The 18,265-nt window shown below is 73.8% G+C and carries 16 protein-coding genes; 10 read left to right on the top strand and 6 right to left on the bottom strand.

Annotation, left to right across the window (positions count from 1 at the left end; genetic code table 11):
* The first annotated feature begins 61 nt into the window (after positions 1-61).
* From ACIO9K_RS01655 to ACIO9K_RS01675, 5 genes are all read left to right on the top strand, one after another.
* Positions 62-673, top strand: coding sequence for a TetR/AcrR family transcriptional regulator (locus ACIO9K_RS01655; RefSeq protein ID WP_400326015.1), 612 nt, complete (start codon positions 62-64; stop codon positions 671-673).
* A gap of 149 nt (positions 674-822) precedes the next feature.
* Complete coding sequence (locus ACIO9K_RS01660; protein ID WP_400326018.1) at positions 823-1,869, top strand: enoyl-CoA hydratase/isomerase family protein; 1,047 nt, start codon at positions 823-825, stop codon at positions 1,867-1,869.
* A gap of 88 nt (positions 1,870-1,957) precedes the next feature.
* Positions 1,958-2,620, top strand: coding sequence for a GntR family transcriptional regulator (locus ACIO9K_RS01665; protein WP_400326021.1), 663 nt, complete (start codon positions 1,958-1,960; stop codon positions 2,618-2,620).
* Positions 2,621-2,815: 195 nt separating this feature from the next.
* Entirely contained in the window at positions 2,816-5,542 is a 2,727-nt protein-coding gene (gene aceE / locus ACIO9K_RS01670) for a pyruvate dehydrogenase (acetyl-transferring), homodimeric type (RefSeq protein WP_400326024.1), read from the top strand.
* Between the two features lie 171 nt (positions 5,543-5,713).
* On the top strand, positions 5,714-6,499 hold the full coding sequence (locus ACIO9K_RS01675) for an enoyl-CoA hydratase (protein ID WP_063349877.1): 786 nt from the start codon (positions 5,714-5,716) through the stop codon (positions 6,497-6,499).
* 136 nt (positions 6,500-6,635) lie between these two features.
* Here the strand turns inward: ACIO9K_RS01675 and ACIO9K_RS01680 are convergent, their stop codons facing one another.
* On the bottom strand, positions 6,636-8,456 hold the full coding sequence (locus ACIO9K_RS01680; RefSeq protein WP_363616519.1) for an NAD-binding protein: 1,821 nt from the start codon (positions 8,454-8,456) through the stop codon (positions 6,636-6,638).
* A 254-nt stretch (positions 8,457-8,710) separates the two neighbouring features.
* Here ACIO9K_RS01680 and ACIO9K_RS01685 point away from each other — a divergent pair, with 254 nt between their 5' ends.
* Positions 8,711-9,310 carry an HdeD family acid-resistance protein gene (locus ACIO9K_RS01685; RefSeq protein ID WP_363616517.1) on the top strand — a complete coding sequence of 200 codons (600 nt, stop codon included), beginning with the start codon at positions 8,711-8,713 and terminating at the stop codon, positions 9,308-9,310.
* Between the two features lie 40 nt (positions 9,311-9,350).
* Here ACIO9K_RS01685 and ACIO9K_RS01690 read toward each other — a convergent pair whose 3' ends face one another.
* Genes ACIO9K_RS01690 through ACIO9K_RS01700 form a run of 3 tightly spaced genes read right to left on the bottom strand, consistent with a single transcriptional unit; the run spans position 9,351 to position 12,228 of the window.
* On the bottom strand, positions 9,351-9,986 hold the full coding sequence (locus ACIO9K_RS01690; RefSeq protein ID WP_063349874.1) for a DUF6461 domain-containing protein: 636 nt from the start codon (positions 9,984-9,986) through the stop codon (positions 9,351-9,353).
* 60 nt (positions 9,987-10,046) lie between these two features.
* A complete protein-coding gene (locus ACIO9K_RS01695) occupies positions 10,047-11,576 on the bottom strand; it encodes a CoA transferase (RefSeq protein WP_400326029.1) in 1,530 nt (509 codons plus the stop codon).
* A 22-nt stretch (positions 11,577-11,598) separates the two neighbouring features.
* Positions 11,599-12,228, bottom strand: a complete 630-nt coding sequence (locus tag ACIO9K_RS01700; RefSeq protein ID WP_363579528.1) for a LysE family translocator — start codon at positions 12,226-12,228, stop codon at positions 11,599-11,601.
* A gap of 167 nt (positions 12,229-12,395) precedes the next feature.
* Here ACIO9K_RS01700 and ACIO9K_RS01705 point away from each other — a divergent pair, with 167 nt between their 5' ends.
* The gene (locus ACIO9K_RS01705) at positions 12,396-12,854 is read left to right on the top strand and encodes an Lrp/AsnC family transcriptional regulator (RefSeq protein ID WP_363616511.1); all 459 of its coding nucleotides are present in this window, start codon (positions 12,396-12,398) and stop codon (positions 12,852-12,854) included.
* Between the two features lie 122 nt (positions 12,855-12,976).
* Here ACIO9K_RS01705 and ACIO9K_RS01710 read toward each other — a convergent pair whose 3' ends face one another.
* Positions 12,977-14,227, bottom strand: a complete 1,251-nt coding sequence (locus tag ACIO9K_RS01710; protein WP_363616509.1) for a cytochrome P450 — start codon at positions 14,225-14,227, stop codon at positions 12,977-12,979.
* A gap of 243 nt (positions 14,228-14,470) precedes the next feature.
* On the opposite strand from ACIO9K_RS01710, the gene ACIO9K_RS01715 reads away from it, so the two are divergent.
* Positions 14,471-15,415, top strand: a complete 945-nt coding sequence (locus tag ACIO9K_RS01715) for a hypothetical protein (protein ID WP_400326034.1) — start codon at positions 14,471-14,473, stop codon at positions 15,413-15,415.
* A 306-nt stretch (positions 15,416-15,721) separates the two neighbouring features.
* On the opposite strand, the gene ACIO9K_RS01720 is transcribed toward ACIO9K_RS01715, so the two are convergent.
* Positions 15,722-15,991 carry a zf-HC2 domain-containing protein gene (locus tag ACIO9K_RS01720; protein ID WP_363579534.1) on the bottom strand — a complete coding sequence of 90 codons (270 nt, stop codon included), beginning with the start codon at positions 15,989-15,991 and terminating at the stop codon, positions 15,722-15,724.
* A gap of 55 nt (positions 15,992-16,046) precedes the next feature.
* On the opposite strand from ACIO9K_RS01720, the gene ACIO9K_RS01725 reads away from it, so the two are divergent.
* Together ACIO9K_RS01725 and ACIO9K_RS01730 are read left to right on the top strand one after the other, a co-directional pair.
* On the top strand, positions 16,047-16,610 hold the full coding sequence (locus ACIO9K_RS01725) for a sigma-70 family RNA polymerase sigma factor (RefSeq protein ID WP_363579536.1): 564 nt from the start codon (positions 16,047-16,049) through the stop codon (positions 16,608-16,610).
* A 258-nt stretch (positions 16,611-16,868) separates the two neighbouring features.
* Positions 16,869-18,242, top strand: a complete 1,374-nt coding sequence (locus ACIO9K_RS01730; RefSeq protein WP_400326039.1) for an MFS transporter — start codon at positions 16,869-16,871, stop codon at positions 18,240-18,242.
* Positions 18,243-18,265: the final 23 nt, after the last annotated feature.

Genomic DNA, 18,265 nt, shown 5'->3' on the forward strand with positions numbered 1-18,265 from the left:
TGAGTGGTCGCTCAAGAAAGAAGCTAACACACTTGTTGAGCGGGTGTTCTAAAATTCCGGCATGACCGAGAACCCGACGCGGCCCCGGCGCGGACGACCACCGACCTTCGACCGGGGCGAGGCGCTGACGGCGGCGACCCGGCTGTTCTGGGAGCGCGGCTACGAGGCCACCTCCGTCACCGACCTGACCACCGCCATGGGCATCCGGCCCGGCAGCCTCTACGCCGCGTTCGGCGACAAGCGCTCGCTCTTCGATGAGGTCGTCCGCCACTACGGCCACTCCCCCGTCGGCGCGTTCGCGGAGGCCGCCCTACAGGAGGAGACCACCGCGTACGCGGCCTTCGCCCGGATCCTGCGCGAGGCGGCGGCCATCTACCCCGACCCCTCCCACCCGGCCGGCTGCCTGGTGATCAGCGCCGCCACCAACGTCTCCCCGCAGGACGCCGAGGTCCAGGCCCACCTGCGCGATCTGCGCAACCGCAACCTCCACGCCTTCGAGACCAGGCTGCGCACGGCCCAGGCGGACGGCGAACTCCCGCCCGACGCCGACCCGCACGCGCTGGCCGGCTACTTCGGCACGGTCATCCAGGGCATGTCGCAGCAGGCCCGGGACGGCGCCACCGTCGCCGACCTGGCCCGGACCGCCGAACTCGCCCTGCGCGCCTGGCCGTAGGGCCCCGAACCGGGCCCGGGCGGCCGGCCGGCGGGCCGCGAGGACGGCCCGCCCCCCGGTCAGGTGATCACGGCTCCGCGCCGCCCCGGTACGGTGGGCGACAGGAGTCGTCAAGACCGAGGAACGACCGAACGACGGGAACGGACCCGATGAGCGCAGAGGTGGCGGAGGTCCAGGTCTCCCTGGACGGCGGGGCCGGACGGATCGTGCTGAACCGACCGCGGGCGCTCAACTCGCTGACCCACGGCATGATCACCACCGTCCACGCGACGCTGGCCGGATGGGCCGCGGACGACCGGGTGCGCACCGTCGTCCTGACCGGCGCCGGCGAGCGCGGCCTCTGCGCCGGGGCCGACCTCCGCGCACTGCACGACGACGCCAAGGCCGGCGGGGCCGGCACCCGGGCCTTCTTCCGCGACGAGTACCGGCTGAACGCGCTGATCGCCCACTACCCGAAGCCGTACGTCGCGGTGATGGACGGCATCACCATGGGCGGCGGCATCGGCCTGTCCGCCCACGGCGCGGTCCGGATCGTCACCGAACGTTCCACCGTCGCCATGCCCGAGACCCGGATCGGGCTGGTCCCGGACGTCGGCGGCAGTCGGCTGCTCGCGCTCGCCCCGGGCGAGTTGGGCACCCACCTCGGCCTCACCTCGGCCTCGATGGGCCCCGGTGACGCGCTGCTGTGCGGGTTCGCGGACCACTTCGTCCCCTCGACGCGGATCGCGGCGCTGCTCGACGCCCTGGCCGAAAGCCCCGACCCGGCCGCCGTCGTCGCCGCGCACGCCGAGCCCGCGCCGGGGGCCCCGCTCGCGGAACAGCGCGGCTGGATCGACGCCTGCTACGCGGCCGACAGCGTCGCGGAGATCGTCGAACGACTGCTGGACTCCGGCGTGGCGGAGGCGAAGGAGGCCGCGGAGCTGGTCCTCGGCAACTCCCCCACGGCCGTCACGGTGACCCTCGCCGCGCTGCGCCGGGCCCGCACGCTCCCCTCCCTGGAGGCCGTGCTCGACCAGGAGTACCGCGTCTCCTGCGCCGCGCTGGGCGGGCACGACCTGGTCGAGGGCATCCGCGCCCAGGTGATCGACAAGGACCGCACCCCGCACTGGTCCCCGGCGACGCTCGCCGAGGTCGGGGAGGCGGACGTCGCCCGCTTCCTCGCCCCTCGCGTGGGCGACGAGTTGGGCCTGGCCTGACCGGGCGGCGGCGCCGGCCCCGCACCGCCACGCGTCATGAACCACGCGTCATGAACCACGCGTCATGAACCACGATCAAGGAGCCCGCATGACCCGCCCGAGCCCTCCGCCGCCTGCCGGGGACGCCGACCCGCTGTCCCGGGTGCCGCTCGGCGAGCAGGTGCGCGGACTGCTGCTGGAGGGCCTGCTGAACGGGCGCTGGCAGCCCGGCGACCGGATCGTGGAACGGCGCCTGGCCGCCGAGTTGAACGTCAGCCAGGCGCCGGTGCGCGAGGCGCTGCGCTCGCTGCAGTCGCTCGGGCTGCTCGACGCCGAGCCCAACCGGGGCGTGCGGGTGCGCGAGATCAGCCCGGCCGAACTGCGCGAGGTCTACCAGGTGCGGGCCGCACTGGAGCGGCTGGCCGCCGAGTCTGCGGTCATCCGCCTGGCCGGGGACACCGCCGCCCTGGAGCGGCACGCGGAACGGATGGCGGCGGCGGCCGGGGCGGGTGACGCGCTCGGGCAGGCCCGGCACGGCGTGGCCTTCCACCGCGAGATCGTGGCCGCCGCCGGCAACGGGGCGCTGCTGCGGACCTGGGAGGGGCTGGGCGTGGAGGTGTGGACGGTGCTGTCGCTGCACCGGGTCCGCCCGGAGCTGCACGAGAACGCGGCCGACCACGCTCCGCTGATCGAGGCCTTCCGGCGGCGAGATCCGGAGGTCGGGCGGCTGTTGGCGGAACACGTCCTGGAGTACGCCGACCGCTCCGCCTGAGCGGATCCGGGCGGGGTCCTGGCCCGGGATTGTAGTTCGCATAAAGATGATCGATCATCGCTCACATTACCCCCCGGTAGCGGTTGACGCGCCGCCGGATCACTCCCTACCGTCCATAGAGACCTTCCATGGAGAGAAATGTCATTCCGCATCCCGGAATCGACACTCTGAAGCACCGGCAAAGGGGAACCATCCGTGTCCCAGCTCGACCAGCTTCCCGACCACGACCCCGAAGAGGTGGCGGAGTGGCGCGCCTCCCTGGACGCCGCCCGCGACTTCGGCGGAGCGCACCGCGCCGCCCACCTGCTGCGCCGCCTCGTCGAACACGCCGAACTGCGCCGGCTCGACGTCCCGCCGCTCCTGGACACCCCGTACGTCAACACCATCCCGACCGGCGCCGAGCCCGAGTTCCCCGGCGACGAGGCGATGGAGCGCCGGATCACCGCCTGGAACCGCTGGAACGCCGCCGCCATGGTGACCAGGGGCAACCACCGCGGCGGTCTCGGCGGGCACATGGCCACGTACGCGTCCGCCGCCTGGCTGTACGAGGTCGGCTTCCAGCACTTCTTCCGCGGCAAGGAGGCCGACGGCTCCGGCGACCAGTTGTACGTCCAGGGCCACGCCGCGCCCGGCGTCTACGCCCGCGCCTTCCTCGAAGGACGCGTCGGCGAGGCCCAGTTGGACCGCTTCCGGCAGGAGGCCGGCGGCGGCGGCCTGCCCTCGTACCCGCACCCGCGCCGGCTGCCGTGGTTCTGGGAGTTCCCGACCGTGTCCATGGGCCTCGGACCGCTGTCGGCCATCCACCAGGCCCGGTTCAACCGGTACCTGACCGCGCGCGGCATCAAGGACACCTCCGGCTCGCACGTCTGGGCGTTCCTCGGCGACGGGGAGATGGACGAGCCGGAGTCGACCGCCGCGCTCGCCCTGGCCGCCCGCGAGGGGCTGGACAACCTCACCTTCGTGGTCAACTGCAACCTCCAGCGCCTGGACGGACCGGTACGCGGAAACGGAAAGATCGTCCAGGAGCTGGAGCGCCAGTTCCGCGCCGCCGGCTGGAACGTCGTCAAGTCACTGTGGGGCGAGGCCTGGGACGACCTCCTGGCCCGCGACACCACGGGCGCGCTGGTGCGCCGGCTCGGCGCGGTGCCGGACGGACAGTTCCAGACCTACGCCGCCTCGGACGCCCGCTACGTCCGCGAGCACCTGTTCCAGGCCGCGCCCGAGCTCCGGGCGATCGCCGAAACCGTGGACGACCAGCGGCTGTTGGAGATCGTCGCGACCTCCCGGGCCGGGCACGAACCGCGCAAGGTGTACGCCGCCTACCGTGCGGCGCTGGAGCACCGGGGCGCCCCCACGGTGGTGCTGGTGCAGACGGTCAAGGGCTGGACGCTCGGCCCCGGCTTCGAGGCCCGCAACGCCAACCACCAGATGAAGAAGCTCTCCGGGGCGGAGTTCCGGGCGATGCGCGACCTGCTCGAACTTCCCATTCCGGACAGCGCCTTGACCGGCGAGCTGGTCCCGTACGCGCACCCGGGCCCGGACTCCCCGGAGGCCCACTACCTCCGGGAGCGGCGCGCCGCGCTGGACGGCCCCGCGCCCGCCCGCCGGGTGCGCTTCACCCCGCTGCCCGAGCTGCCCGCGAAGCCCTTCGAGACGCTGCTCAAGGGCTCCGGCACGCAGGAGATCGCGACCACCATGGCGTTCGTCCGACTGGTCAAGGACCTGATGCGGGACAAGGCCACCGGCCACCGCTGGGTGCCGATCGTCCCGGACGAGGCACGCACCTTCGGCATGGAGTCGCTCTTCCCGAGCGCCGGCATCTACTCGCCGCTGGGGCAGACCTACGACCCGGTCGACCGCGACCAGCTGCTCCACTACAAGGAGTCGGCGACCGGCCAGATCCTCAACGAGGGCATCACGGAGGCCGGTTCGATGGCCTCGCTGACCGCCGCCGCGACCGCTTACGCCACCCACGGCGAGCCGGTGATCCCGTTCTACATCTTCTACTCGATGTTCGGCTGGCAGCGCACCGCCGACCAGATGTGGGCCCTGGCCGACCAGTTGGGCCGGGGCTTCCTGATCGGCGCCACCGCCGGACGCACCACGATGACCGGCGAGGGTCTTCAACATGCCGACGGACACTCGCAGTTGATCGCCTCCACCAACCCGGCGGCACTGTCCTACGACCCCGCCTTCGGGTACGAGGTCGCGGTGATCGTCCGCGAGGGCCTGCGCCGGATGTACGGCAGCAGCCCCCGACACCCGCACGGCGAGGACGTGTTCTACTACCTGACCGTCTACAACGAGCCGCTGCCACAGCCGCCGCTGCCGACCGGCACGGATGTCACCGACGTCACCGACGTCACTGACATCACCGACGGCATCCTGCGCGGGCTGTACCGCTACCGCCCGGCGGATCCCTCCCCGGACGGCGACGCGCCGCGGCTCCAACTGCTCGCCTCGGGCACCGCCGTTCGCTGGGCACTCGCCGCCCAGCAACTGCTCGGCGAGGACTGGGGCGTGGCGGCGGACGTCTGGTCGGCACCCTCCTGGACGGAGCTGCGCCGGGAGGCACTGGACTGCGACGCGGCCAACCTGACGCAGGCTGCGGCCGGTACGGGTGCGGCGGCGCGCGTCCCCTACGTGACGCGGGCACTGGCAGGGGCGCCCGGGCCGGTGCTGGCGGTCAGCGACTGGATGCGCGCGGTGCCGGACCAGATCCGCCCGTGGGTGGAGCAGGACTGGACGTCGCTGGGCACGGACGGCTTCGGCCTCTCCGACAGCCGGGACGCGGCGCGCCGGCACTTCGGCGTGGACGCCCAGTCGGTCGCGGTGGCGGCGCTGGCCGCGCTGGCGCGCCGGGGCGAGGTCAAGGCGGAGACCGTCCGGCAGGCGGCCGAGCGCTACGGGGTCCGCTTCTGACCCCTGGCGGCCCGTGTCCGGAGCCCTGGGCCCCGGCTCCGCAGCGGGGAGCCGGACCCGTGACGACCGTCTCGCATACCAAGACTGGCGCGAGGCGGGGCGCGTCGTAGATCGTTGGATGGTCAGGGCGCGCCCGCGCGGCGCCGAGCAGCGGAATGGGAGTCAACGGCGATGACCGAGACCGAGACCTACGAGACGATCCTGGTCGAGCGCAAGGGCCGGGTGGGACTGATCACGCTCAACCGGCCGAAGGCGCTCAACGCGCTGAACACCCAGCTGATGAACGAGGTGGTCGCGGCCGCGACCGCCTTCGACCGGGACCCGGAGATCGGCTGTCTGGTGATCACCGGCTCGGAGAAGGCGTTCGCGGCCGGCGCCGACATCAAGGAGATGCAGGGCAACCGGTTCCCGGACGTCTACCTGGACGACTGGCTGGGCCCCTGGGACCGGCTCGGCGCGCTGCGCAAGCCGGTCGTGGCGGCCGTGGCCGGGTTCGCGCTGGGCGGCGGCTGCGAGCTGGCGATGCTGTGCGACATCCTGCTGGCGGCGGACACCGCGAAGTTCGGGCAGCCGGAGATCAAGCTCGGCGTGATCCCGGGCATCGGCGGCTCGCAGCGGCTGACCCGGGCGGTCGGCAAGGCGAAGGCGATGGAACTGTGCCTGACCGGCCGGATGATGGGCGCCGAGGAGGCCGAGCGGGCCGGCCTGGTCTCCCGGATCGTCCCGGCGGACCAGCTGCTGGCCGAGGCCCTGACGGTGGCCGAGACCGTCGCGGCGATGTCCACCCCGGCGGCCGTCATGCTGAAGGAAAGCGTCAACCGCGCCTTCGAGACGACCCTCGCCGAGGGCGTCCGTTTCGAGCGTCGGCTGTTCCACGCGGCGTTCGCCACGGCGGACCAGAAGGAGGGCATGGCGGCGTTCGCCGAGAAGCGCCCGCCGTCCTTCACCAATCGGTGACCTGGCCGCTCACGACTGACAGCTGACAGGTAACAGCCGACAAGCAACAGATAACAGCTGACAGATTTCGTCATCTGAAATCTGTCAGCTGTTATCTGTTAGCTGTTACCTGTCGGCTGTTACCCGTCGGCCGCCATCACACCTCGTCCACCAGCGCGGTGTTGAGCCGGGCGAGCCCGCTACGGGTGGCGGCGACCACGATCTGGTCGCCGGGGGTGAGGCGCCGGGTGCGGTCGGGGAAGTTCCACTGCAACTGCGCGCTGCGGGCGAACCGGACGGCGATCACCCGGACGCCGCCCGGGTCCTCCAGGTCGTGCCGGTTCATCCCGATCAGCCCGCTGCCGTCCTCGACCGTCAACTCGGCGATCAGCAGCACGTGCCGGAACACCGACAGCATCCCGCGCACCTCGCGCCCCATCAGGGCGGCGGCGAAGGCGGGTGCGGCCAGGTACGAGACCGAGCGCGAGGCCGCGTTGTCCAGCGTCGCGTAGAAGTGCCCGGCGAAGTTGTCATCGAACAGCCGCACCACCACGCGGACTTCGGGATTCCCGTGGCGCGCCTCCAGGGCCGCCTCCAGGTTGGTGGCGTCGTCGCCGCTGACCGCGACCAGCGCCCGACTGTGCTTCAACCGGGCGCGGCGCAACTGCTCCTCGAACGGGCCGTCGCCCAGGACCACCGGGATGCCGAGCGCCCGGGCGGCGGCGATGCCCCGGGCCTGCGGGTCGCGCTCCATGCAGACCACCGGCACGCCCAGTTCGTGCAGTTGGGCCGCGACCCGGGTGCCGACGTTGCCGAGGCCGACGACGATCACGTGGTCCCGGGTGCCGGCCCCGGGGTTGCGGGGCTGCCCGCGCCGCCCGGAGCCGAGCACCTCGACCGCGATGGCGGTGGCGACCGGGGCGAAGGTGATCCCGCAGATGGTGATCACCACCTGTGCCACCCGCTGCCACAGCCCGCCCGTCCCGGTCCCGGCGGCGATGTCGGCGAGTTGGTCGGGCTGGGCGGCGCCCGCGAGGTCGAGTAGCGAGATGTAGAGGGTCCAGCCGAAGTTCCGGTTCAGGTACCAGAGAACGCCGAAGGCCATCAGCACTGCGGCGAGGGCGGTGAGCAGCACCAGCCGCATCCGGGCGCTGGTGAAGAAGCGCATCATGTCGAGCAGCCGCCAGCGCGCCCGCCGCACCCAGCTGATCGGTTCCCTGGGTTCGATGCGCAGCGCTTGGAGGGCGGCCACGCCGCCCGGCTCCTCCTCGGGCACCGGCTCCGGCTCCGGCTCCGCGTCGCGGCGGACGCCACCGGGGCGGACCGGCCCGTCGTCGCCGAACTCGCTGGCGAGCCGGACGAAGTCGGCCGAGTCGCCGCGCTGTTCGGGCAGCAGGCGGATCCTGCTGAGGTCCTGGCGGTCGATGTGGTCGGCGACCACGCAGATCCGGTCGGAGGTGATGGCCTCGTCGAAGGCGATGTGCAGGAAGCGTCCGCCGATCTCGACCGAGTTGGGCCGCCCGAGCGCCGCCGCGGCGAACGCGGGTGCGGCGGTGGCGGAACCTGAGAGCGCGGCGCCGTTCCTGAGCAGCCGTTCGATGTTCTCGCCGAGGCGCTGGTTGAACATCCGGAGCACGATCCGGATGTCCGGGTTGTGGCCTTGGGCGCTGAGCGCGGCGTGGATGTTGTCCTGGTCGCTGCCCTCGACGAGGGCGAGGCCGCGGGCGGTGTCGATCGACACCTCGCGCAGCGCCTCGTCGGTGATGCTGGCGTACTCGACGACGGCGGCGACGCCGGGGAGTTGCTCGATCTGCGGCGCGTGGTCGCGGGTGCGATCGGCGACCAGGACGACGACCGGGACCTCGTAGTGCTCGACGAGTTCCAGGACCAGCCGGTGGGCCAGTGCGTTGCCCCCGCAGACGATGTAGTGCTGACTGACCGGCTCGACCGAACGGGTCCCCCACCCTTCAGAAGTCATACCGCCGGATGATATCGACGGCAGGCGGCCGGACGGTGTCGTTCCGGCGACCGGAAGGCCACCGGAGCCGCTCCATCGAACATTCGTCTCCTCCCTGCTCCCTCTCCCGTCCCCCTTCCATCCCCCTCCGCCACCTCTCCTCCCTCTCCTGTCTCCGTCCCCCGAACGGCCGTACCCGACGCGCCGGTCGGCGGTGGCCCGGCCAGTCTGGGGTTCGACCCCTGCCCGTCCCCGGCCCCGAGGAGTGCACCACCGTGGTTTCCCCGATCATCACCCCCGACGGTTCCCCGGTCCAGGGTCCGCTCGGCCAGCTCGCCAAGGCCGCCTGGCAGGTCCTGCTGCTCGCCGGAATCGTCTCGCTGGCCCTCGGAATCGTCGTCTTCGTCTGGCCGAAGGAGACCCTGCTGGTGGTGGGCGTGCTGTTCGGCCTCTACCTGCTGGTCATCGGCATCGTGCAGCTGGTCGCCGCGTTCGGCACCCACGCGACCACCGCACTGCGGGTGCTGGCCTTCATCAGCGGGGCGATCTGCGTCCTGCTGGGGCTGCTCTGCTTCCGCAGCGCGGCGCAGTCGCTGGTCCTGCTGGCGATCTGGATCGGCATCGGCTGGCTGTTCCGGGGCATCACCCAGCTCGCCGCCGCGGTCTCCGACCCGGAGATGCCGGCCCGTGGCTGGCAGGCCTTCGCAGGAGCGGCCAACACGGTGGCCGGTGTGCTGCTGCTGGTCTGGCCGGTCGGTTCGATCGCCGCGTTGACCGTCCTGGCCGGCTGCTGGCTGCTGATCCTCGGGCTGATCGAGATCGTGACGGCCCTCCAGATGCGAGGCCGGGCCAAGCAGATCCCGGCGGGGGTCTGACTTCACGGGCCTGACTTCACGGGCCTCACTCCGCAGCTAGCTAGCGCGTCGGCGCGTAGCCGATCCGGAACGTGGCGGCCTCCAGCCGTTCCGGCGTGAGCCGGACGTCCGTCAGCCGCTCGGCCAGCGCGAACGCGGCCTCGGTGTGCAGGTCGTGACCCTCCCCGTCGAGCTGGAAGCCGCAGGCCGTCAGCAGCGCGGGGACACCGGGGGCGTCGGCGTCCGAACCGTGCCGCTGGGTGGGGAACAGCGGCTCGAACTGAAGCCGGCAGCTGCCCTGCTCCCACCAGTTGAAGTGGTCCACCGCGACGGCGTTCCGGAAGTGCGAGACCAGCCGGGTGCCGTCGGCGAGGCGGCGGATGACGTCGGGCAGGCTGCCGAGGTAGCCGAAGACCTCGACGACGACGGCCCACCCGTCGAGTTCGGTGACGGCGACGAGCAGCCGGTCATCCTCCGGCTCGATCCGGGCTTCCGCCTCCTCGTCCTCCCCGTCGTCGAAGGTCTCCCAGGCGGCGACCACGGCGTCCAGGCCGGTGACCTCCCGCCCGGGCAGGGCGCCGAAGCGGCGCAGCAGTTCGTCGGCGGTGATCCCCTCGACCAGCGTCAGGCAGTGGGCTGCCCCGGGGATGGGGTAGCGCTGCTCGAACCAGGTGTAGTCGGTGGCGTGTGCAGTCATGCGCCGATGCTGCCAGCCGCCGGTGACACCGCCGGTCGGGGCGGCGGTTGCGCGGCGTCCTCAGAGCCAGACCGGCGCGTCCGTCCCCCAGCGCCCCGGCGGGCGGGACCAGTCGGTGGGTGCGCCGGTGTAGGCGATGGGCGGCAGGGCGTGGCGCAGCCGTCCGTAGGCGGAGTCGGTCTCGGCGAGCCACCGGGCCGGGTCGTACGCCCCGGTGTCCGGAGCGCCGTCCGCCGGGGCAGCAGGGGCGGGCGCCTCGGGCGGGATGCCGTGCAGCAGCCACGAGGCCGTACCGGCGAGGGAGAACCGCAGGTGGCGGCCGCCGGGCCGACCGGTGCGCTGCTCGGTGAGGGCGCGCAGGACGGCGGCGGCGACGAGGTAGCCGGTGCCGTGGTCGAGGGCCTGGGCGGGCAGTACGCCGGGGCGGCCGTCGGGGCCGGCCTCGTGGGCGGCGATGCCGACGCCGGCCTGGACGAGGCTGTCGAAGCCGCGCCGGCCGGCCCAGGGGCCGGTCCAGCCCCAGGCACAGAGCTGCGCGACGATCAGGCCGGGGTGGCGGGCCGACAGTGCGTCGGGGGCGAGGCCGTGCGCGTCGAGGGCGCCGGGGCGGTAGCCGGTGACGAGGACGTCGGCGGTGGCGAGCAGGCCGTCGAAGACGGCGCGGTCGGCGGGATCGGCGAGGTCGAGGCGGGTGGAGCGCTTGCCGAAGCCGGTGTCGGCGTGGGCGTCGTCGGCCTCGGGGAGCTGGGGCGGGTCGACGCGCAGGACGTCGGCGCCCAGCAGGGCGAGGGTGCGGGTGGCGACCGGTCCGGCGATGACCCGGGTGAGGTCGAGGACGCGGATCCCGGCGGCGGGCCGCTCCGGGCCGGCGTCGCCGAGCGGGCGGACGGGCGCGGTGCCGGTCACCCGGCTCTCCACCAGGGGGTGCATGGTGGCACTCACCGGCGCGACGGCCACGGCGAGCGCCCCCGCTTCGAACGCCCGCTCCTGGACCTGCTCCGCCGGCAGTCCACCCAGCAACTCGGCGACTTGTTCGGGCCCGGCGTCGGCTGGCAGGTCCAGGGCGGCGAGCAGTCGGGTGCGGTGGTGCGGGTAGTTGGCGTGGGTGCGGACCCAGCCGTCGGCGGTGCGCCAGAAGCCGGAGTGCGGGGCGAAGCTGACGGGCGTGCGACCGTCGACGGTCAGGTGGCGTTCGCTGACGAAGGCGGTGGCGACGGCGCCCTGGTCCACCCGGACGGCGGGGACCGGACCGCCGGCACGGTGGGCGGCGAGTTCGGCGGCGGCCAGCGAGCAGGCGGCCACGGTGGCCCGGGCGAGCCGGCGCACCGGCAGGCCGGAGGGCAGGACGTCGCCGGGGCCGTGGAAGGAGACCCGCCCCAGCAGGTCGGCCGATCCGCCGAGGGCGGTCCAGAGTTCGGCGGTGGGCCGGTCCGCAGGTTCCCCGCCGGGGGCGGGCTGTTCGGTGGACACGGCCTGACCGGTGGAGGCGGGCTGATCGGCGGGCGCGGGCTGATCGGTGGACACGGCCTGACCGGCGGGCGCGGGCTGATCGGCGGGCCGGGTGCCGGGGAAGGTCGGACGCTCTGTCATGCCCGGCATTGTGCTCCCGTTCTCAGGCGCTCGCCGTGACGCCCGCCACCAGCATCAGCAGCACCGCCGAGACGAGGGTCATCCGGCGCGCCGCGCGCGGGGTGCCGCCGAGCCGTCCGCCCAGGCGTCCGCTGGCGTGCGCGACCAGCCCGTACACGACGGCGCAGGCCAGCACGTTGAGCGAGCCGAGGGCGAGCACCTGCCCGCCGACCGGCAGCGCGGCGCCCGGCTCGACGAACTGCGGCACCAGGGAGAGGTAGAGCAGCAGCCCCTTGGGGTTGAGCAGGGCGGTCAGCATGCTCTGGCGCAGCACGGTCGCGGTGGGCTGCGGCTTGGGCTCGGTGAGGGCCGTGGCGCCCCCGCCCTTGCGCAGCGCGAGCAGCATGGTGACGGCCAGCACCAGCAGGTACGCGGCGCCGGTGAGGCGCAGGACGGGCAGAGCGGCGGGGACGGCACGCAGCGCGGCGGCCAGGCCGGCGCTGGAGAGCAGGGTGTGGACGGCGTAGCCGGCGCAGACGCCGCCGACCGCGGTGAAGGCGGCGCGCCGGCCCTGGCCGAGGCCCCGGGCGGCGATGTAGAGCCAGTCGGGCCCCGGTGTGCAGACCAGCAGCAGGTCGACTCCGAGGAAGAGGAGGAGGGCGTGGGTGTCCATGGGTGGCGGTGACCTGTCGTGCTCGTTCGGGCGGGTCCCGGCCGTTGGTCCGGTGATCCTCGCGGCACCTGTCCGGTGCGTTCGGTCACTGAAGGTAGCCGGATAGCCCTGGCACGCGATGGCCACTTCCTGCTCGCCCGGCCCGCGTTTTGGCAGAATATTGCGCCATGGACCGAATCGACCGCAGAATCCTCCGCGAGCTCCAGCAGGACGGCCGCCTGACCAACGCCGACCTGGCCGCCCGGGTGGACCTCACCCCCTCCCCCTGCCTGCGCCGGGTCCGACAACTGGAGCAGGACGGCGTGATCCGCGGCTACCGCGCGCTCCTGGACGGCACGACGGTCGGACGCGGCTTCCAACCCTTCGTCACGATCACCATGCGTCACGAGGATCAGGTGACGGTCGCCGAGTTCGAACGCCGGGTGGCGGAGCTGCCGGAAGTGGTGGAGGCGCACCGCCTCTTCGGGGAACCCGACTACCTGCTGCGCATCGCGGTGGCCGACATCGCCGCGTACGAGCGCTTCATCACCGACGTGCTCTCCGGCCTGCCGGGGATCGCGCAGGTCAACTCCCATCTGACGATGAAGCAGGTGAAGGCCGACCGGGGGCTGCCGATCGGCGGGTAGGGCGCGAACGGGGGCTCGGAGGGCTGGAGGGCTCGGAGGGCTCGGAGGGCTCGGAGGGCTCGGAGGGCTCGGAGGGCTCGGAGGGCTCGGAGGGCTCGGAGGGCTCGGAGGGCTCGGACGGTTCAGAACGTGAAGCGCAGCGACCGGACCCGGTGGTCGAAGTTGGACGGAACGATGTCCGGCTCGCCGACCGACCGCACCTCGGGCAGCCGGGCGAACAGCTCGCGGAACAGCACCTTCATCTCCTGCCGGGCCAGGTGCGCCCCGATGCAGTAGTGCGGCCCTCCGCCGCCGAAGCCGAGGTGGGGGTTGGGCGTGCGGGTGATGTCGAACGCGTCCGGGTCGGGGAAGACCGTCTCGTCCCGGTTGGCCGAGCCGAAGAACAGTGCGACCTTCTCTCCCGCGCGCAGCAGCGGGCCCCCGGGGCCGCCGAGCTCGTGGTCGACGGCGAGGGTCCGGCGGAAGTGGATGATCGGCGTGGCGTGGCGGATGATCTCGTCGACCGCACCGCCGAGCCCCCCGTCGAGGTCTGCGAGCAGCAGGGCGCGCTGCTCCGGGTGCGCGGTCAGCAGGTGCAGGCCGTGGGCGAGCGCGTTGCGGGTGGTCTCCACTCCGGCCACCAGCAGCAGGGAGAAGAACGCGCCGAGCTCGCGTCCGGTGAGCCGACGGCCGTCCACGTCGGCGGTGACCAGGGCGGAGATCAGGTCCTCGGTGGGCCTGCGGCGGCGCTCACGGCCGATCGAGGCGACCATGCCCTGCATGCGGGCCAGCGCCAGCAGCCCGCGCCCGGGCATCCGGATCCGGCGGCGCAGCGGGCGGGCCACGCCGATGTTCTCGGAAGCGTGGTTGACCTGGTCCAGGATCATTCGGCGCGGGTGTTCCGGGATCCCCATCATGGTGCAGATCACCTGGAAGGGGAGCTCGGCGGCCACGGAGGTGACGAAGTCCTCCGGCCGCCTCCGCTCGACGTCGTCGACCAGGCGGGTGGCGACGCGGCGGATGTCCTCCTCGACCTGGCCGAGCAGCCGGGGGGTGAAGGCTCGCGAGACGATCCTGCGCAGCTGGGCGTGCCGGGGGTCGTCGAGGTTGACCATCGAGTCGCCGAACACCAGCCGGACCCAGCGGGGCGGTTCCGGGGTGGTGACGCCGGGGCCGCTGAGGAACACCGCGGGGGTGCGGCTGGCCTCGACCACGTCGGCGTGGCGGACCAGCGCGTGGAAGCCCCGGCCGGTGGCGGGATCTCCGAAGAACACCGGCGCGGGGAGTCGGCGCAGTTCGGCGAAGGCGGCCGCGCGGGCGGGGGCGGGCAGCTGCCAGAAGCGGGGGTCGGCGAGGTCGGCGGCGGGGGCCGCCAAGCCGGTCGAGGTCTCCATGGCCGGGCCTCCTGCTTCGCGTTCGGGGTCCGCCCGGCGGCCACCATCGGTACCGGGGTGTGCACATTTAGTGAGCAAGCGGGGAGCGATGTCAAACCGCGTCGATGGTCGTACGAACGGGTTGGTGCGGCGGCCGGACCGGGCGTCTCGACGCGCGGCGGCACGGGGCCGGGCATGGTCTCACGGGGTGGAACCGGCCAATACCGGAGGGTGCGGTCCGGGCCGGGCGGGACGGGTGCGACGATGAGTGCCATCGTGATGACCGACCGGATCCGCCTGCTGCGCGCCGTGGTCTTCGCCGCGCTGTGCGTGGCGCTGGCCGCCGCGGCGCACGTCGCCATGGCCGGAGCCGGGGTCTCACCGCCGGTGCTGGCCGGCGCGTTCGGGGCCGTCCTCGGTCTGACCTGGCTGCTCGCCGGCAAGCGGCGCGGGCTCGGCGCGATCAGCGCCTGGATGGTCGCGGCGCAGAGCGCGCTGCACCTGCTGTTCGAACAGGCCGCGGCGCTCGGGCGGGGAGGCGGCGGTCTCGGCCGGCTCGCCACCACGGACTGGGCCTCGCTGCTGCTCTGCAACCCCGAGCGGATCCCCGGCGGGCTCTCCCCCGTCGAGCTGGCCCGGATGGCGGGCCTCGACCCGGACGTCCCGCCCGCCGCCAACGGCCTGCACGCCATGGCTGGCATGCACCACGGGACGGCGGCGGCGGGTGTGGTTTCCGCCCCGGTATCGGTATCGGTACCCACGTCCGCGTCGGTCTCCATGTCGGTCTCCGCGTCCGCTTCGGCTTCGGCTTCGGCTTCGGCTTCGGCTTCGGCCGATGGGACGGCGCTGGACGTGGCCGGGATGGCGGGGATGCCCTCCGGGACGACACACGGCATGGCACACGGGATGGCGCACGGGATGTCCCTCGGGATGATCGCCGCCCACGCGCTCGCCGCGCTGGCCTGCGCGCTGCTGCTGTGGCGCGGGGACGCCGCGCTGGTCCGGCTCTTCGACCTGCTCGGCGCGCTCGGCACCGTGGTCGCGGGAGTGCTGGTGCTCCCGCTGTTGGCGCTGTTCGCGCGCCCCTTCGGCTACCGCCCGCCGACTGCGCCCCGGCCCACCGGCGGCCGGACCCGGCCATCCCGGTCGGTGCTGCTCACCCATGCCGTGGTCCGGCGCGGCCCGCCGGCGCTCGCCCTCGCCTGCTGACGCGCCCGCCGCCCCCACTCCTCCGCCCACCGCCCCGGCAGCCCACCGCCGCCGGGGACCGCAGGGCCCACGGGGTTCGCTCGGCGGGCAGGTCGCCCTGCCGCTCGGCCGTGCCTTCGCCGCCGTGCCGCCAGGGCCCGGGCCCGCGCCCGCCCGCCGTCTCCTCCGTGGAGGCGCCGTGGGCCGCGCGGAAGTCCCATGGACCGCCGGCGGCGCCGCCTCGGGTGGCGCCGCTCCCAGCCCTCCCCTCAGGACCTTCGCATGCCTGACTACGACGGCGCACCGGCTTGGGCCGGCGCCACCGTCCTACCGCTCCACGGCCTCCGGCCCGTCCGGAGCCTGACCGCCCCCGAGCCCCCTCACGCCGAGCCCGTCCAGCAGGCGGGCCGACCACTCCTCCGACGGGCCGGCGGCGGCGCTCACCCGGACGCGGCCGCGCAGTTGCTCGGCCCGCTCCAGCCACGCCCGGCAGCCGGCGCAGCGCGCGACGTGCCCGTCCAGCCGGCCAACCGGCAGTCCGGTCGGTTCGCCGTCGAGCCGGGCCGACAGGGCGGTACGGAACTGCGCGCATCTCATACGACCATCGTCCCGCACTATCCTCGCGGTGGGACCAGCCGGGTGGGAGGCCGCCGTGGATGACGAGCAGCTCACCGCGCTCGCGCTGACCGCCCGCGCGGGCCGGGCCCCGGACGTCGAGGCCTTCGTCCGTGCCACCCAGCGGGACGTCTGGCGGTTCGTCGCGCACCTCACCGACGTCCAGTCCGCCGACGACCTCGCACAGGAGACCTTCCTGCGCGCGCTGCGCGGCCTGCCCGCGTTCGCCGGCCGCTCCTCGGCCCGCACCTGGCTGCTGTCGATCGCCCGGCGCACGGTGATCGACCGGTACCGGACGGCCGCCGCCCGACCGCGCTGCGCGGCGCTGCCGGACTGGCAGGAGGCGGCGGAGCGGCAGGGGGCCGAACCGGCGGCCGGGTTCGAGGACGGCGTCGCGCTCGGGGACCTGCTCGACCGGGTGCCCGCCCAGCGGCGGGAGGCCTTCGTGCTCACCCAGGTGGTCGGCCTGAGCTACGCCGAGGCGGCCGAGGTCGCCGGTTGCCCGATCGGCACCGTACGCTCCCGAGTCGCCCGCGCCCGGGAGGAGCTGATAGCCCGGCTCCGCGCGGCCGAGGGCGGGGAACTCGCAGCGGCCTGCTGAGCGGACGGACGGCAGGTGGCGGGTAACAGATGACAACTAACAGATAACAGATTTCGAAATCTGTTATCTGTCAGTTGTTAGTTGTCTGTTGTCTTCTGCCCGCCGCACGCCACCTGCCACCCCCACCCGCCCATCCGTCCGCCCATCCGAAAATTCCCCCACATGTTCGGAACTGGAGCCCCCGCGCCTCCGACTGCTGTACCGGACCCCGCCGCCGAGGCGGTGTCCGGGACAGCAGCCGGGCAACGGAGGGACTCCATGGCAGCGCAACAGCCACTGGCCGCCGCCACACTGACGAGCCGTCAATCCGATGCAGCGGACCGGTGGATCCTGGTCGTGGCCGCCGGGCTGCTCTCGTTCGTCGCGATGCTCGACATGAACGTGGTCAACCTGGCCCTCACCGACATCTCGGCCAGCCTGCACGTGTCCGCCGGGGTCGCCCAGTGGGCCACCCTCGGCTACCAACTCCCTCTGGTGGCGCTCCTCCTGCCCGCCGGGCGCTGGCTGGACCAGGTGGGCACCCGCTCGGCGCTGCTGCTCGCCGTCAGCTGCTTCGCCGCGTGCAGCGTGCTGGCCTCCCTCGCCCCCTGGGCGGGCTGGCTGATCGCCGCCCGGCTGCTCCAGGGCGCCTTCGGCGCGGTGCTGTTCGTCCTGATGCCGGTGCTGGCCGCCACCTCCGTCCGCCCCGAGTCCCGCGGACGGGCGATGAGCGTCCCGGCGACGCTCGGCCCGCTCGGCGCCGTCACCGGGCCGGTCATCGGCGGCCTGCTGCTGGACCACTTCGGCTGGCGGGCGGTCTTCCTGATCAAGCTGCCGGTCTGTCTGGCCGCCGTGCTGATCGTGCGCCGGTACGCCCCGCGGCGGGGCCGCCTGCGCCCGCCCGACCGGGCATCACTCGGCGACGCCGCCCTGATAGGCGCGGCCGTCGCCGCCGTGCTGCTCGCACTGACCCTGGCCCCGGAGGCACCGCTGTGGCTGCTGCTGGCGCTGCCCGCCGCCCCTCTGGTGCTGGTCTGGCTGCGCCGCCCCGGGGGCAGGCCGGTCGCCGAGGTGCTGCGGGCCGCCGGAACCGTCGGGGTCAACGCGTCGGTGCTGGCCCTCGCCGCCGGCTTCGCGGCCTGCCACAACCTGCTCGCCCAGCACCTGCGCGGCCCGGGTGGCGAGAGCGCCACCGCCACCGCGCTCACCATGCTGGCCTTCCCGCTCGGCATGGTGCTGGCCGGCCGGGTCGGCGGGCGGCTGGCCGACCGCTGGGGCGCCCGCCCGACCGCGCTCGCCGGCGCCACCGTCACCACCCTCGGCCTGGCGCTGCTCGTCCCGCTGGACACCGGCTGGTCCGCGGCCGACGTCGCCTGGCGGCTCGCCCTGGCCGGTGTCGGGATGGGCCTCAACGGCGGCCCCACCCAGGCCCTGGTGATGACCGCCTCGCCCCCCGGGAAGCTCGCCACCGCGGGCTCCGCCGTCCAACTGGCCCGCAGCCTGGGCTTCGCCCTCGGCCCGGCCCTGGCCGGCGCCGCCGCGCTGGCCGGCGACCGTGCCACCACCGGCACCCGGGCGGGTATCGCCATGGCCGCCCTGGTCGCGGCGACGGCCGTGGTCCTGCTCGCCCTGCACCGCCGTCCACGGACCTGAGACCGCCGGACCGCGTCTCCCCG

Origin of the sequence: Kitasatospora sp. NPDC087271 (assembly GCF_044744605.1) — a bacterium.
In the GTDB taxonomy this organism is placed as follows: Bacteria; Actinomycetota; Actinomycetes; order Streptomycetales; family Streptomycetaceae; genus Kitasatospora.